The 15,854-nt window shown below is 59.3% G+C and carries 16 protein-coding genes and 1 tRNA gene; all 17 read left to right on the top strand.

Annotation, left to right across the window (positions count from 1 at the left end):
- Positions 1 to 63 precede the first annotated feature (63 nt).
- The 17 genes from AC54AG_RS20745 to AC54AG_RS20665 all read left to right on the top strand — a co-directional run bounded on the left by AC54AG_RS20745 (position 64) and on the right by AC54AG_RS20665 (position 15,854).
- Positions 64 to 1,044, top strand: a complete 981-nt coding sequence (locus AC54AG_RS20745) for an NAD(P)H-quinone oxidoreductase (protein ID WP_496631478.1) — start codon at positions 64 to 66, stop codon at positions 1,042 to 1,044.
- 72 nt (positions 1,045 to 1,116) lie between these two features.
- Entirely contained in the window at positions 1,117 to 1,866 is a 750-nt protein-coding gene (gene tpiA, locus AC54AG_RS20740; RefSeq protein WP_496631477.1) for a triose-phosphate isomerase, read from the top strand.
- Positions 1,867 to 1,894: 28 nt separating this feature from the next.
- A complete protein-coding gene (secG, locus tag AC54AG_RS20735) occupies positions 1,895 to 2,299 on the top strand; it encodes a preprotein translocase subunit SecG (protein ID WP_496631476.1) in 405 nt (134 codons plus the stop codon).
- A gap of 192 nt (positions 2,300 to 2,491) precedes the next feature.
- Positions 2,492 to 2,576, top strand: a tRNA-Leu gene (locus AC54AG_RS20730).
- A gap of 177 nt (positions 2,577 to 2,753) precedes the next feature.
- Positions 2,754 to 3,113 carry an NADH-quinone oxidoreductase subunit A gene (locus AC54AG_RS20725; protein WP_010399734.1) on the top strand — a complete coding sequence of 120 codons (360 nt, stop codon included), beginning with the start codon at positions 2,754 to 2,756 and terminating at the stop codon, positions 3,111 to 3,113.
- 3 nt (positions 3,114 to 3,116) lie between these two features.
- Complete coding sequence (locus AC54AG_RS20720) at positions 3,117 to 3,593, top strand: NuoB/complex I 20 kDa subunit family protein (protein WP_010399733.1); 477 nt, start codon at positions 3,117 to 3,119, stop codon at positions 3,591 to 3,593.
- A 17-nt stretch (positions 3,594 to 3,610) separates the two neighbouring features.
- Complete coding sequence (locus AC54AG_RS20715) at positions 3,611 to 4,204, top strand: NADH-quinone oxidoreductase subunit C (protein WP_072452729.1); 594 nt, start codon at positions 3,611 to 3,613, stop codon at positions 4,202 to 4,204.
- Positions 4,204 to 5,457: an NADH-quinone oxidoreductase subunit D gene (locus tag AC54AG_RS20710; protein ID WP_034749992.1), complete on the top strand. Its 1,254-nt coding sequence runs from the start codon at positions 4,204 to 4,206 to the stop codon at positions 5,455 to 5,457. The genes AC54AG_RS20715 and AC54AG_RS20710 overlap by 1 nt, the downstream gene beginning before the upstream one ends.
- A gap of 12 nt (positions 5,458 to 5,469) precedes the next feature.
- Entirely contained in the window at positions 5,470 to 5,949 is a 480-nt protein-coding gene (gene nuoE, locus AC54AG_RS20705) for an NADH-quinone oxidoreductase subunit NuoE (protein WP_035820520.1), read from the top strand.
- Positions 5,946 to 7,241, top strand: a complete 1,296-nt coding sequence (gene nuoF, locus AC54AG_RS20700) for an NADH-quinone oxidoreductase subunit NuoF (protein ID WP_010399729.1) — start codon at positions 5,946 to 5,948, stop codon at positions 7,239 to 7,241. Before nuoE ends, nuoF begins: the two co-directional genes overlap by 4 nt.
- A 22-nt stretch (positions 7,242 to 7,263) precedes the next feature.
- Positions 7,264 to 9,597 carry an NADH-quinone oxidoreductase subunit NuoG gene (gene nuoG, locus AC54AG_RS20695; RefSeq protein WP_496631475.1) on the top strand — a complete coding sequence of 778 codons (2,334 nt, stop codon included), beginning with the start codon at positions 7,264 to 7,266 and terminating at the stop codon, positions 9,595 to 9,597.
- Complete coding sequence (gene nuoH, locus AC54AG_RS20690) at positions 9,597 to 10,679, top strand: NADH-quinone oxidoreductase subunit NuoH (RefSeq protein WP_034749983.1); 1,083 nt, start codon at positions 9,597 to 9,599, stop codon at positions 10,677 to 10,679. The genes nuoG and nuoH overlap by 1 nt, the downstream gene beginning before the upstream one ends.
- 14 nt (positions 10,680 to 10,693) lie before the next feature.
- Positions 10,694 to 11,182: an NADH-quinone oxidoreductase subunit NuoI gene (gene nuoI / locus AC54AG_RS20685; protein WP_010399726.1), complete on the top strand. Its 489-nt coding sequence runs from the start codon at positions 10,694 to 10,696 to the stop codon at positions 11,180 to 11,182.
- 65 nt (positions 11,183 to 11,247) lie between these two features.
- Complete coding sequence (locus AC54AG_RS20680) at positions 11,248 to 11,880, top strand: NADH-quinone oxidoreductase subunit J (protein WP_034749981.1); 633 nt, start codon at positions 11,248 to 11,250, stop codon at positions 11,878 to 11,880.
- Entirely contained in the window at positions 11,877 to 12,185 is a 309-nt protein-coding gene (nuoK, locus tag AC54AG_RS20675) for an NADH-quinone oxidoreductase subunit NuoK (RefSeq protein ID WP_010399724.1), read from the top strand. The genes AC54AG_RS20680 and nuoK overlap by 4 nt, the downstream gene beginning before the upstream one ends.
- 46 nt (positions 12,186 to 12,231) lie before the next feature.
- On the top strand, positions 12,232 to 14,325 hold the full coding sequence (gene nuoL, locus AC54AG_RS20670; RefSeq protein ID WP_496631474.1) for an NADH-quinone oxidoreductase subunit L: 2,094 nt from the start codon (positions 12,232 to 12,234) through the stop codon (positions 14,323 to 14,325).
- A gap of 29 nt (positions 14,326 to 14,354) precedes the next feature.
- The gene (locus tag AC54AG_RS20665; RefSeq protein ID WP_496631473.1) at positions 14,355 to 15,854 is read left to right on the top strand and encodes an NADH-quinone oxidoreductase subunit M; all 1,500 of its coding nucleotides are present in this window, start codon (positions 14,355 to 14,357) and stop codon (positions 15,852 to 15,854) included.

Here is a 15,854-nt window from a genome sequence, read left to right as displayed (position 1 = left end):
GCATGCCTGCAAGGGTGAACGGCTTGGCGTACAATCGCCGTTTTCCCTTGAAAGAGTCCCGCCATGCGTGCAGTTGCCATCAGCCAGCCAGGTCCCGCCGACGTTTTGCAGATCGTCGAGTGTTCCGTTCCCGCCTTCAAAGCGGGCGAACTGCTGATCAAGGTGCACGCGGCCGGCATCAACCGTCCCGACGTGCTGCAACGCCTGGGCAAGTATGCGCCGCCAGCCGGTGCGTCCGATTTGCCTGGCCTGGAAGTGGCCGGTGAAGTCGTCGATGGCGATTTCAGCAATACCGCATTCAAGAAGGGCGACCTCGTCTGCGCGCTGGTGCAGGGCGGCGGCTATGCCGAATACTGCGCCGCACCCACCGGCCAGTGCCTGCCCTTGCCGAAGGGATTGACTGCGCTGGAAGGCGCGTCCCTGCCGGAAAACTTCTTTACCGTGTGGAGCAATGTCTTCGACCGCTGCGCGCTGGCCGACGGCGAAACCTTGCTGGTGCAGGGCGGCACGTCCGGCATCGGCGTGACGGCCATTCAATTGGCGGCCGCCCTGGGCCACCGCGTGTTCGCCACGGCCGGCAGCGACGAGAAGGCGCGCGCCTGCGAAGCGCTGGGCGCCGAGCGGGGCATTAACTATCGCACGGAAGACTTCGCCGCCGTCGTCAAGGAGCTGACTGGTGGCAAGGGCGTCGACGTCATCCTCGATATGGTGGGTGGCGACTACCTGCCGCGCGAAATCGATTGCCTGGCCGACGATGGCCGCATCGGCCTGATCGCCGTGCAGGGCGGCAGCAGGGCGGAACTGGACCTGGGTAGCCTGCTGCGCCGTCGCCTGACGGTGACGGGTTCCACCTTGCGTCCCCGTTCCGTGGCTTTCAAGGCGGCCATCGCGAACCATCTGCGCACGACCGTCTGGCCGCTGATCGAGGCGGGCAAGATCAAGCCCGTGATCTATAAAACTTTCCCCTTGGAAAAAGCCAACGAGGCGCATGCCTTGATGGAAGCGAGCACGCACGTGGGCAAGATCATGTTGCAAGTTGCTTGAAACGGGGCACTGCCTGTTTGACCGGCATCGGTGCCGGAGTTAGAATGACGGGTTATTAGAATTTAGGCTACTATGCGTCGCAAACTCGTCGTCGGAAATTGGAAAATGAACGGCAGTCGCACCTCGAACGCGGTGTTATTGTCTGAAATAGTTGCTGGCCTGGCTGCCTCTGGCGCCGCCAGCGCCGTCTGTGTGCCTGCGCCGTATCTGGCGCAGTGCCAGGCGCAATTGGCAGGCACGGCTCTCGGCTGGGGTGCGCAGGATGTGTCCGCGCATGCCGGCGGCGCCTACACGGGAGAAATCTCGACCGCCATGCTGCAGGATTTCGGCTGCGGCTATGTGGTGATCGGGCATTCCGAGCGCCGCGCCTACCATGGCGAGAGCGATGCGCAAGTGGCGGCCAAGACGGTTGCGGCGCTGGCGGCGGGCATCACGCCTATCGTCTGCATCGGCGAAACCCTGGCGCAGCGCGAAGCGGGCCAGACCGACGCCATCGTGGCGCAGCAGCTGGGCGCCGTGCTGGCGGCGATTTCCGCCGACGACGTGGCGAAACTGGTGCTGGCCTATGAGCCGGTCTGGGCCATCGGCACGGGCAAGACAGCCACGCCGCAAATGGCGCAGGACGTGCATCAGGTATTGCGCGGCCAGCTGGCGGCAAAGAATGCGGTAGCAGCGGCCGGCGTGCAGATCCTGTACGGCGGCAGCATGAAGCCGGAGAACGCAAAAGAATTGATGGCGATGCCGGATATCGATGGCGGTCTGATCGGTGGAGCAGCATTGAAGGCGGCGGATTTCCTGGCAATTATTCACGCCGCTGATTGAATTAATTTAAACTAAGAATGGAATTGCAATGAACATGATGTTCAATCTGGTAGTGGTAGTACAGGTTATTTCGGCATTGTCGATTATCGCGCTGGTGTTGTTGCAGCACGGTAAGGGCGCCGACATGGGCGCCGCCTTCGGTTCGGGCGCCTCCGGCAGCCTGTTCGGTGCGACGGGTTCGTCGAACTTCATGTCGAAATCGACGGGCGTCGCCGCCGCGATCTTCTTCGGCGCCACCCTGGCCCTGTCGCTGATGGCCAATCAGCGCGCCACGACGGTCGGCGGCGGCGTGATGGATAAGGTCGTCAAGCCAGTGCCGGTCACCGGCGCGGGCGCGATCCCGACGACGGTACCTGCGGCAGCTCCGGCTGCCAGCGCTCCAGCGGCGGTGGCACCGGTTGCCAGCACCCCGGCAGGCGCGATTCCGAAGTAATTTTTGTATGAGCTCGATACCTCATCGAGAGTAATTCTCATTACGGGCAGATTATTGCTCAATGTTTCAGCAGTGCGGCAGGAAAAAATCGTGACGCGCTGGAAGATGTAAAAATTTATCGTTTTTATCTGTGTTTTGATGCATTTGTGCATTAACTTTAGCGCCAAAGCAGAGTAGAATACGGGCCTTACCGCCGACGTGGTGAAATTGGTAGACACGCTATCTTGAGGGGGTAGTGGCGAAAGCTGTACGAGTTCGAGTCTCGTCGTCGGCACCAGAAATCAGAAGCCAGCAACGGCGCACGAGCCATGGCTCGTACAAAGTTGCTGGCTTTTTTTACGAGGATGTGTCGTTCGATCCTGGTCTTAGCTTTGATTGGGGTCGTGCGTTAGATACGCTGCAAATGATCGCAGCGTCCTCATTTAACCGATCGTTCAATATAAGCTCATCAATCGTGAACCTCGAAAATTACTTCCCCGTCCTGCTGTTCATTATTATCGGCCTTGGTGTCGGTATCGCTCCCCAGCTCCTGGGGCGCCTGTTAGGTCCTAACAAGCCTGACGCAGCAAAACTCTCCCCGTACGAATGTGGTTTTGAAGCATTCGAAGACGCGCGCATGAAATTTGATGTGCGCTACTATCTGGTCGCAATCCTGTTTATTTTGTTCGATCTGGAAACGGCATTTTTTTTCCCATGGGGCGTTGCAATGCGCGACCTGGGCTGGGCCGGTTTCGTCACGATGATGGTGTTCATCGCTGAATTCGTGGTCGGATTTTGGTACATTTGGAAGAAAGGTGCCCTTGACTGGGAATAAGCCATGGCTATTGAAGGCGTATTAAGCGAAGGTTTCATCACCACCTCGGCCGACAAGCTGATCAACTGGGCGCGCACCGGGTCTATGTTCCCGATGACGTTCGGTCTGGCCTGCTGTGCGGTCGAAATGATGCATGTGGGCGCAGCCCGCTACGATATGGACCGTTTCGGCGTCGTGTTTCGTCCGTCGCCGCGTCAGTCCGACGTCATGATCGTTGCCGGCACCCTGTGCAACAAGATGGCGCCGGCCCTGCGCAAGGTCTACGACCAGATGGCAGAGCCACGCTGGGTCATCTCGATGGGTTCCTGCGCCAATGGCGGCGGGTACTACCATTACTCCTATTCCGTGGTGCGCGGTTGCGACCGCATCGTGCCCGTCGACGTGTATGTGCCTGGCTGTCCTCCGACCGCTGAAGCCTTGCTGTACGGCATCATGCAGTTGCAGAACAAGATCAAGCGTACCAGCACGATCGCACGCTAACGGGGCCGCTTCAGATTATGACAACACATTTAGAAGTATTGCAAAACGCCCTCGGCACAGCCCTGGGCGATCGCGTTAGCACGACGGTTGCGCTGGGCGAAGTCACCCTGGTCGTCAAGGCCGAGGACTACCTGGCCGTGATGCAGACCCTGCGCGATGATCCGGCCCTGCATTTCGAGCAATTGCTCGACCTGTGCGGCGTCGACTACTCGACCTATGGCGATGGTAGCTGGGATGGCCTGCGTTTCGCAGCCGTCTCGCACTTGCTGTCGGTCAAGCACAACTGGCGCGTGCGCGTGCGCGTGTTCGCGCCGGACGACGACATGCCGCTGCTGCCTTCCGTGGTCGGCATCTGGCGCGCCGTCAACTGGTACGAGCGCGAAGCGTTCGACCTGCTGGGCATCCTCTTCGAAGGCCACAACGACTTGCGCCGCCTGCTGACCGACTACGGTTTCATCGGCCATCCGTTCCGCAAGGATTTCCCCGTCTCCGGCTATGTCGAGATGCGTTACGATCCGGAACAAAAGCGCGTGATTTACCAGCCCGTGACGATCGAGCCGCGGGAAAACGTGCCGCGCGTGATCCGCGAAGAACATTACGGGATGAAATAATGGCTGAGATTAAGAACTACACCCTGAACTTTGGGCCACAGCATCCGGCCGCGCACGGTGTGCTGCGCCTGGTGCTGGAGATGGATGGCGAAGTCATCCAGCGCGCCGACCCGCATATCGGCCTGCTGCACCGCGCCACCGAAAAGCTGGCCGAACAGAAGACCTACCTGCAATCCGTGCCGTACATGGACCGTCTTGACTATGTGTCGATGATGTGCAATGAACACGCGTACGTGATGGCCATCGAAAAGATGCTGGGCCTGGAAGTGCCGCTGCGCGCGCAATACATCCGCGTCATGTTCGACGAGATGACGCGTATCCTGAATCACCTGATGTGGCTCGGCACCCACGCGCTGGACGTTGGCGCCATGGGCCCGTTCCTGTATTGCTTCCGCGACCGCGAAGACTTGTTCGACGCCTACGAGGCAGTCTCGGGCGCACGCATGCACGCGGCCTACTACCGTCCGGGCGGCGTGTACCGCGACCTGCCGGACGCGATGCCGCAGCACAAGGCGTCGATCATCCGCAACGCCAAGGCCATCGGCAAGCTGAACGAAAACCGCCAGGGTTCCCTGCTGGACTTCATCGAAGACTTCGCGCGCCGTTTCCCGAACTCGGTGGACGAGTACGAAACCCTGCTGACCGACAACCGTATCTGGAAACAGCGTACCGTCGGCATCGGCGTCGTCTCGCCGGAAGATGCGCTGGCCATGGGCTTCACGGGCGCCATGCTGCGCGGCTCGGGCGTGCAGTGGGACTTGCGCAAGAAACAGCCGTACGAAGTGTACGACCTGATGGATTTCGACATTCCTATCGGCACCAACGGCGATTGCTACGACCGCTACCTGGTCCGCGTGGAAGAGCTGCGCCAGTCGAACCGCATCATCAAGCAATGCGTGGAGTGGCTGCGCAACAATGAAGGTCCTGTCATGACCAGCAACCGCAAGGTGGCGCCTCCGGGCCGCGTCGACATGAAGACCAACATGGAGTCCTTGATTCACCACTTCAAGCTGTTTACGGAAGGTTTCCACGTGCCGCCAGGCGAGGCCTACAGCGCCGTGGAGCATCCGAAGGGCGAGTTCGGCGTGTACCTGGTGTCCGATGGCGCCAACAAGCCGTACCGCATGAAACTGCGCGCGCCAGACTACGCCCACTTGCAGTCGCTCGACGAAATGGCGCGTGGGCACATGCTTGCCGACGCCGTGACCATCATCGGGACGCAAGACATCGTGTTCGGCAGTATTGACCGCTAAGAGGCAAAAAGTATGTTGTTATCAGAGCAATGCTATAAGAAAATTGACCGCGAGCTGGCCAAGTACCCGGCCGACCAGCGTCAGTCGGCCGTCATGGCCGCGCTGGCCCATGCCCAGGATGAACTGGGCTGGCTGGCGCCGGAAACCATGAAGGAACTGGCCGACTACATCGGCATGCCGGCGATTGCCGTGCAGGAAGTGGCCACGTTCTACAATATGTACAACGTGAAACCCGTGGGCAAGCACAAGATCACCGTGTGCACCAACCTGCCATGCGCCCTGTCGGGCGGCGTGCGCGCTGCAGAGTACCTGAAGCAGAAACTGGGTATCGATTTCCGCGAAACCACCGCAGACGGCCAGTTCACCCTGGTTGAAGGCGAGTGCATGGGTGCTTGCGGCGATGCGCCTGTCTTGCTGGTCAGTAATAAAACCATGTGCAGCTGGATGTCGAACGAGAAGATCGACGCCATGCTGGAGGAACTCAAGAAATGACGTCACTCCACAACCGCCATATCGATCCATTGATCCTGAAGGATCTGGATGGCAAGAACTGGCATTTGCAAGATTATGTGAACCGCGGCGGCTACAGCGCTTTGCGGCGTATCCTGGAAGAGAAAATCACGCCGGAACAGATCATCGCCGACCTCAAGGCGTCGTCCTTGCGCGGCCGTGGCGGCGCGGGTTTCCCTACCGGCTTGAAGTGGAGCTTCATGCCGCGCCAGTTCCCGGGCCAGAAATACCTCGTCTGCAATACAGATGAAGGCGAACCGGGCACTTTCAAGGACCGCGACATCATTCGTTACAATCCCCATGCGCTGATCGAAGGCATGGCCATTGGCGCTTATGCGATGGGCATCACCGTCGGCTACAACTATATCCACGGTGAAATCTTCCAGGAATACCTGCGTTTCGAAGAAGCGCTGGAAGAGGCGCGCGCCGCCGGCTTCCTGGGCGACAAGATCATGGGCAGCGAGTTCTCGTTCCAGTTGCATGCGCACCATGGTTATGGCGCCTACATCTGCGGCGAAGAAACGGCCCTGCTCGAATCGCTGGAAGGCAAGAAAGGCCAGCCGCGCTTCAAGCCGCCTTTCCCTGCCTCGTTTGGCCTGTACGGCAAGCCGACGACGATCAACAACACGGAAACCTTCGCGGCCGTGCCATTCGTGCTGAATATCGGTCCAGAGAAATACCTGGCGATGGGCAAGCCGAACAACGGCGGTTCGAAGATCTTCTCGATCTCGGGCGACGTGGAAAAACCGGGCAACTATGAAGTGCCGCTCGGCACCCCGTTTGCGACCCTGCTGGAACTGGCAGGCGGCATGCGCGGTGGCAAAAAGATCAAGGCCGTGATCCCTGGCGGTTCGTCCGCTCCGGTGATCCGCGGCGACATCATGATGCAGACCGACCTGGACTACGACTCGATCGCGAAAGCCGGTTCGATGCTGGGTTCGGGCGCCGTCATCGTGATGGACGAAACACGCTGCATGGTAAAGGCGCTGGAACGCCTGTCCTACTTCTACTTTGAAGAATCGTGCGGCCAGTGTACGCCTTGCCGTGAAGGCACAGGCTGGATGTACCGCATGGTGCACCGCATCGAGCAGGGGCAGGGTCGTCCAGACGACCTGGACATGCTCAACTCGATCGCCGACAACATCCAGGGCCGCACGATTTGCGCGCTGGGCGATGCGGCTGCCATGCCGGTACGGGCCTTCATTAAGAATTTCCGTGAAGAATTTGAATATCATATCGAGCACAAGCATTGCTTAGTGCCCGCATATATCTAAGCTGCGTCAGGTAACGATCACCATGGTTGAAATCGAAATAGACGGCAAAAAAGTCGAAGTCCCTGCTGGTAGCATGGTGATGGACGCCGCCAACAAATTGGGAACCTACATTCCGCACTTCTGCTATCACAAGAAATTGTCGATCGCAGCGAACTGCCGCATGTGCCTGGTCGAAGTGGAAAAGGCCCCCAAGCCTTTGCCCGCTTGTGCGACCCCGGTCAGTGCCGGCATGATCGTGCGCTCCGCCAGCGATAAAGCTGTGCAGGCGCAAAAGTCGGTCATGGAATTCTTGCTGATTAACCACCCGCTCGATTGCCCTATCTGCGATCAGGGCGGCGAATGCCAGTTGCAAGACTTGGCAGTGGGTTACGGCAAGAGCGAATCGCGCTACAAGGAAGACAAGCGCGTCGTCACGCCGAAGGAGGCCGGTCCGCTGGTCTCCATGCAAGAGATGTCGCGCTGCATCCAGTGCACCCGTTGCGTACGCTTTGGCCAGGAAGTGGCCGGCGTGATGGAGCTGGGCATGATCGGCCGCGGCGAACACTCGGAAATCGTGTCGTTTGTCGGCCAGTCGGTCGACTCCGAACTGTCGGGCAACATGATCGACCTGTGCCCGGTTGGCGCACTGACCTCGAAGCCGTTCCGCTACAGCGCCCGTACGTGGGAACTGTCGCGCCGCAAATCGGTCAGCCCGCATGACGGCCTCGGTTCGAACCTGATCGTGCAAGTGAAAGCTGGCAAGGTCAAGCGCGTGCTGCCGCTGGAAAACGAAGCCGTCAACGAGTGCTGGATCTCGGACAAGGACCGTTTCTCGTACGAAGCGCTGGACAGCGCCGAACGCCTGACTTCCCCGATGCTGAAACAAGGCAACGAGTGGAAAGAAGTCGATTGGCAAACCGCGCTGGAATACGTGGCGCACGGTTTGAAAAACATCAAGCACGAACATGGTGCCGACGCCATCGCCGCGCTGGCAACGCCGCATTCGACCGTCGAAGAGCTGGTCCTGCTGCAAAAAGTGGCCAACGGTCTCGGTTCCGAGAACGTCGACTTCCGCCTGCGCCAGACCGACTTCGCGCTGGACGCTGGCGTCAAGCCATGGCTGGGCATGCCGATCAGCGAATTTGGCCAGATCAAGCGCGCCTTTGTCATCGGCTCGTTCCTGCGCAAGGATCACCCATTGCTGGCCACGCGTTTGCGCGCGTCCGTCAAGGGCGGCGCCAAGCTGTCGATCCTGCACGCCTCCGACGATGATCAATTGATCACCATCGCCAACAAGATGATCGTCGCACCAAGCGATTGGCTGGCGGCCTTGTCGGAAGTGGTCGCCGCTGTTGCGAAAGCCAAAGAAATCGCCGCGCCAGCCGGTTTTGAAGCGGTTGCCGCTTCGGACGTGGCAGTGGCCATCGCCGCCAGCCTGATGGCTGGCGACCATGGCGCCGTGCTGCTGGGTAACGCGGCAACGCAACACCCGCAAGCGTCGCAACTGCATGCTGCCGCGCAATGGATCGCCGAACAGACGGGCGCCAAGCTCGGCTACCTGACGGAAGCGGCCAACACGGTTGGCGCGCACCTGGTCGCCAAGCCGCGCGCCAATGTGCAAGCTGCCTTTGCCGTACCGAAAAAAGCCTATGTGCTGCTGCACGCCGAGCCGGAACTCGATGCCGCCAATCCACAAGCGGCCCGCGCCGCCCTGGATGGCGCCGACATGGTCGTGGCCATGTCCGCCTTCAAGCACGGCATGGATTACGCCGATGTCTTGCTGCCGATCGCGCCGTTCGCTGAAACCTCGGGCACCTTCGTCAACTGCGAAGGCCGCGCGCAAAGCTTCAACGGTACCGTCAAACCGCTGGCGGAAACCCGTCCAGCCTGGAAAGTGCTGCGCGTCCTGGGCAACATCCTGGGCCTGGCCGGTTTCGACTACGACACTTCCGAAGCGATCCGCGACGAAGCGTTTGGCGCCGGCGTGACCGATCTGTCGGCACAGCTGAACAACATCGCCAAGAACGCACCGGAAGCGGCAACGTACGCACCGGCTTCGCCAGCGCTGCAACGCATCGCCGACGTGCCGATCTACTTCGCCGACGCGCTGGTACGCCGCTCCGAACCGTTGCAACGCACGGTCGATGGCGCCACGCCGCAAGCACACCTGTCCGCCGAACTGGCTGGCAAGCTGGGCATCAAGGCGGGCGACAAGGTCAAAGTGGCGCAAGGCTCCGGCAGCGCCATCCTGGTGGCGGCAATTCACGCCGGCCTGCCAGCCAATGTGGTCAAGGTGTCGGCGGCGCATGCCTCGACGGCTGGCCTGGGCGGCATGTTCGGTGACATCACAGTTGAAACAGCAGAGGGGAAAATCTGATGGCTCTGCCTGAATTTGTAAACGTCATCAACAGCAGTGGCCAGGATTTGCTGGGCGGCTCTTGGCCGTTCTTCTGGACCCTGATCAAGATCCTGTGCGTGCTGCTGCCGCTGATGGGCCTGGTTGCTTACCTGACCTTGTGGGAACGCAAGCTGATCGGCTGGATCCAGATCCGCGTCGGCCCGAACCGCGTGGGTCCGCTGGGCTTGCTGCAGCCGATCGCCGATGCGCTGAAACTCTTGTTCAAAGAGATCATCATCCCGTCCAAGGCCGCCAAGGGCCTGTTCGTGATCGGTCCGATCATGACCATCATGCCGGCCCTGGCCGCCTGGTCGGTCGTGCCGTTCGGTCCGCAAGCCGTGCTGGCCAACGTCAACGCGGGTTTGCTGATGCTGCTGGCGATTACCTCGATGGAAGTCTACGGCATCATCATCGCCGGCTGGGCCTCGAACTCGAAGTACTCGTTCATGGGCGCCATGCGTGCTTCGGCTCAGATGATTTCGTATGAAATCCCGATGGGCTTCGTGATGGTCATCGTGCTGATGGTCTCGGGCAGCCTGAACTTCATCGACATCGTTGGCGGCCAGCAGATCGGCTACTTCGCCGACAAGGGCGTGAACTTCCTGTCGTGGAACTGGCTGCCGCTGCTGCCGATGTTCGTCATCTACATGGTGTCGGGCCTGGCTGAAGCCAACCGTCACCCGTTCGACGTCGTCGAGGGCGAGTCGGAAATCGTTGCCGGCCACATGGTCGAGTACTCGGGCATGGCCTACGCCATGTTCATGCTGGCCGAATACGCCAACATGATCCTGATCGGCGCGCTGACTTCGCTCATGTTCCTCGGTGGCTGGTCCGCACCATTTGCCTTCCTCGAGTTCTGGGGTGGTTTCGGCGGCTTCTTCTGGCTGTTCGCCAAGACCTTCTTCATCGTGTCGGTGTTCATCTGGGTGCGCGGTACTTTCCCACGCTACCGTTATGACCAGATCATGCGCCTCGGCTGGAAAGTGTTTATCCCGTTGACGCTGGTCTACCTGGTCTTCGTCGCTGCCTGGATGCAGACATCCTGGAATATTTGGAAGTAAGAGAGTGCATACGAATGGATAAGGTAAAAGATTTCTTCAGCAGCCTCTTGTTAGGCGAGCTGATCAAGGGCATGGCGCTGACAGGCAAGTACATGTTTTCGCGCAAGATCACGGTGCAGTTCCCGGAAGAGAAGACACCGATCTCGCCGCGTTTCCGTGGCTTGCACGCGCTGCGCCGCTACCCGAACGGCGAGGAACGTTGCATCGCCTGCAAACTGTGCGAAGCGGTTTGCCCGGCGATGGCCATCACGATCGAATCGGAACAGCGTGACGACGGTTCGCGCCGCACCACGCGTTACGATATTGACTTGACCAAGTGCATCTTCTGCGGTTTCTGCGAAGAGTCCTGCCCGGTCGATTCGATCGTCGAGACGCAAATCCTGGAATACCACGGCGAGAAACGCGGGGATTTGTATTACACGAAAGAGATGTTGCTGGCCGTGGGTGATCGTTATGAAAATGACATCGCCGCTGCGCGCGCCGCCGACGCACCTTATCGCTGATGGATGCGCCGTAGCCACTGGCTGCGGCGCGCCCCTCGTTCATCTGTACGTCTATTGGGTTTTTTATGGACTTTAAAACAATTTTGTTTTACGCCTTCGCGCTGATCTTGATTCTGGCAGCGACGCGCGTCATCACGGCCCGTAATCCGGTCCACGCAGTACTGTTCCTGGTACTGTCCTTCTTTTCCGCAGCGGGCATCTGGATGCTGCTGCAAGCTGAATTCCTGGCCATCGTGCTGGTATTGGTGTACGTCGGCGCCGTGATGGTGCTGTTCCTCTTCGTCGTCATGATGCTCGATATCAATATCGACCGCATGCGCGAAGGTTTCTGGGGCTACCTGCCTTTGTCGGTGACGGTGGGCGTGATCATCGTGCTGGAAATGGCCGCTGTCCTGTGGCACGGTTTCCGCAACTTTGCGCCTAGCATCGCGCCGGTCAACGTCAACCTGGGCGGCACCAAGGAACTGGGCCTGCTGATCTACACGGAATATGTGTTCGCCTTCGAGATCGCCGCCGTCGTGCTGCTGGTGGCCATCGTTGCCGCGGTTGCGCTGACCCTGCGCAAACGCAAGGACACCAAGCACTTTGCTCCAGGCGATGCCGTGCGCGTCAAGCGCAACGACCGCCTGAAGATCATCAAGATGGACGCGGTTGTCGAGCGTCCTGCGGCTGAGCCGGAAGTTAAGGAGGCACCATGACATTATCGCTCACACATTTTCTGGTCCTGGGCGCGATCCTGTTCGCAATCTCGATCGTCGGTATTTTCCTGAACCGCAAGAACATCATCGTATTGCTGATGGCAATCGAATTGATGCTGCTGGCGGTGAATATGAATTTCATCGCGTTCTCCCATTTCATGGGCGACGCGGCCGGTCAGATCTTCGTTTTCTTCATCCTGACGGTTGCCGCCGCTGAGTCGGCTATCGGTCTGGCTATTCTGGTGGTGATGTTCCGTAATCTGGATACCATCAACGTCGAAGACCTGGACAGCCTCAAAGGCTGATGTTTTTCAGACTCGATCTCTCGAATAATAACGATTAAGGTTCATCATGGCGGGGCAACTCCTCAACCCTAACCTCCTTCTTGCCGTACCGCTGGCGCCGCTGGCCGGTGCCGCGATTGCAGGCTTGCTTGGCACCCAGTTCCTGGGTAATTTGGTCGGACGCAAGACGTCGCATACCGCGACGATCCTGGGCGTACTGATTGCGTTCATCCTGTCCGTGCAGACACTGCTGGCAGTGATGGATGGCGCGACATTCAATGGCACGATCTATAACTGGATGACGATCGGCACCCTGAAGATGGAAGTGGGCTTCCAGATCGATTCGCTGTCGGCGATGATGATGTGCGTGGTCACCTTCGTCTCCCTGATGGTGCACATCTACACGATCGGTTACATGAAGGACGACGAAGGCTACAACCGCTTCTTCGCCTACATCTCGCTGTTCACGTTCTCGATGCTGATGCTGGTCATGGCCAACAACTTCCTGCAACTGTTCTTCGGTTGGGAAGCCGTGGGCCTGGTTTCCTACCTGCTGATCGGTTTCTGGTACCAGCGTCCGACGGCCATCGTGGCCAACATGAAGGCTTTCCTCGTCAACCGCGTGGGCGACTTCGGCTTCATCCTCGGCATCGGTTTGCTGCTGGCTTACGCCGGCACCATGAACTACCAGGAAGTATTCGCCAAGAAAGACGAACTGGCGCTGTTGAGCTTGCCAGGTACCGACTGGGCCCTGCTGACCGTAGCCTGCATCTGCCTGTTCATCGGCGCGATGGGCAAATCGGCGCAGTTCCCGCTGCACGTGTGGCTGCCTGACTCGATGGAAGGTCCTACCCCGATTTCGGCACTGATTCACGCCGCGACGATGGTGACGGCCGGTATCTTCATGGTCTCGCGCATGTCGCCGCTGTTCGAACTGTCCGACACGGCACTGTCCTTCATCCTCGTGATCGGCTCCATCACGGCGCTGTTCATGGGCTTCCTGGGCATCATCCAGAACGACATCAAGCGCGTCGTCGCTTACTCGACCCTGTCGCAGCTCGGTTACATGACTGTGGCGCTCGGTTCGTCCGCGTACTCGGTGGCCGTGTTCCATCTGATGACGCACGCATTCTTCAAGGCACTGCTGTTCCTGGGCGCCGGTTCCGTCATCATCGGCATGCACCACGATCAGGATATCCGCAACATGGGCGGCCTGCGCAAGTACATGCCGATCACGTGGATCACGTCATTGGTCGGTTCGCTGGCCCTGATCGGCACGCCGCTGTTCTCCGGTTTCTACTCGAAAGACAGCATCATCGAAGCCGTCGAAGCGACGCACATCTGGGGCGCTGGCTTTGCCCAGTTCGCCGTGCTGGCTGGCGTGTTCGTCACCGCCTTCTACTCGTTCCGCATGTATTTCCTCGTCTTCCATGGCAAGGAACGTTTTGGCCAGGCGCATGCGCACGGCCATGACGACCATCACGCGCCTGCGGCCAAGCACGATGCCCACGCGCATGACGACCACCATGACGAAGAGGAAGACGACCACGCGCACCACGGTCTGGAACCTGGCCAGAAGCCGCACGAGTCCCCATTCGTCGTCTGGTTCCCTCTGGTGATGCTGGCGATCCCGTCGCTGATCATCGGTTACCTGACGATCGGCCCGATGCTGCATGGCGATTTCTTCAAGGGCGTGATCTTCGTCGGCGAAAACCATCCAGCAATGGAAGAGTTGTCGCATGAATTCCACGGCGCAATGGCGATGGCGATCCATGGCCTGTCGACAGCACCGTTCTGGCTGGCATTGTCCGGCGTGGTGGCAGCCTACTACTGCTACATGGTCAACCCGCGTGTACCGGCCTGGTTCTTTGCCAAGTTCCACGCGATCCACACCCTGCTGGACAACAAGTACTACATGGACAAGTTCAATGAAGTCGTGTTCGCCGGCGGTGCCCGCTTGCTGGGTAATGGCCTGTGGAACTTCGGTGACAAGAAGCTGATCGATGGCCTGCTGGTCAACGGTAGCGCCAAGGTCGTCGCCTGGCTGTCCTCGCTGTCGCGAGTGCTGCAGACCGGCTACATCTATCACTATGCATTCGTGATGATCCTGGGCGTGCTGGGCTTCCTGATCTATTTCCTGCCATTCTGGCCCGCTAAGTAAGCTGACCTGATAAAAGAATACTGAGAACCATGATGCAGTCTACGATTTCTACATTACCTCCTTACCTGAGTCTGTCGATCTGGGTGCCGATCATTTGCGGCGTCCTGATCCTGGCTCTCGGCCGTGACAGCAAAGCGGGCTTTACCCGCTGGCTGTCGCTGGCTGGCGCCGTGCTCAGCATGCTGTGCACCTTGCCGCTGATCCAGCATTTCGACAACGCCGCACACGGCATGCAATTCGTCGAAAAAGCACCGTGGATTGAAACTTTCAATATCTGGTACTCGCTGGGTATCGACGGCCTGTCGCTGTGGTTCGTGCCACTGACGGCCTTCATCACGGTCATCGTCGTCATTTCGGCCTGGCAAGTGATCGAGAAGCGCATCGCCCAGTACATGGGCTCCTTCCTGATCCTGTCGGGCCTGATGATCGGCGTGTTCTGCGCGCTGGACGGCTTGCTGTTCTACTTCTTCTTTGAAGCAACCCTGATCCCGATGTTCATCATCATCGGTATCTGGGGCGGTTCGAACCGCGTGTACGCGTCGTTCAAGTTCTTCCTGTACACCTTCTTCGGTTCGCTGCTGACCCTGGTTGCCATCATCTACCTGCGCAATGTGTCGGGCACCTTCGACATCCTGGCCTGGCACGCGTTCAAGCTGACGATGAACGAACAGATCTTCATCTTCCTGGCCTTCCTGATGGCGTTTGCCGTCAAGGTGCCGATGTTCCCCGTCCACACGTGGTTGCCGGACGTCCACGTGGAAGCGCCTACCGGTGGTTCCGCCGTGCTGGCCGCCATCATGCTGAAACTGGGCGCCTACGGCTTCCTGCGTTTTTCGCTGCCGATCACGCCGGACGCCAGCCACTACCTGTCGGGCTTCATGATCGCCTTGTCGCTGATCGCCGTCATCTACATCGGTCTGGTTGCCCTGGTGCAAACCGACATGAAAAAACTGGTCGCCTATTCGTCGATCGCGCACATGGGTTTCGTGACCCTGGGCTTCTTCATGTTCAACGACATCTCGGTGCAGGGCGGTATCGTGCAGATGGTCTCGCACGGCTTCATCTCCGGCGCGATGTTCCTGTGCATTGGCGTGCTGTATGACCGCATGCATACCCGCAACATCGCCGACTACGGCGGCGTCGTGAACCGCATGCCGAAATTTGCCGCCTTCTTCGTACTGTTCTCGATGGCCAACTGTGGTCTGCCAGCGACGTCCGGCTTCGTCGGCGAGTTCATGGTGATCCTGGGCGCGGTGAAATACAACTTCTGGATCGGTCTGCTGGCTGCAACGGCACTGATCTGGGGCGCGGCGTACTCGCTGTGGATGGCCAAGCGCGTGGTGTTCGGCAAGATCAAGAACAAGCATGTGGCCGAACTGACCGACATCAACAAACGTGAATTCTTCATGCTTGCTGTGCTGGCCATCGCCGTGCTCGTGATGGGTCTGTACCCAGCCCCGTTCACCGACACGATGCAAACTTCGGTTGCTGACCTGCTGCTGCATGTCGCCACCAGCAAGTTGCCTTAA

It is taken from the genome of Janthinobacterium sp. BCJ23, from assembly GCF_059617945.1.
This window is presented reverse-complemented; position numbering and strand designations above follow the sequence as displayed.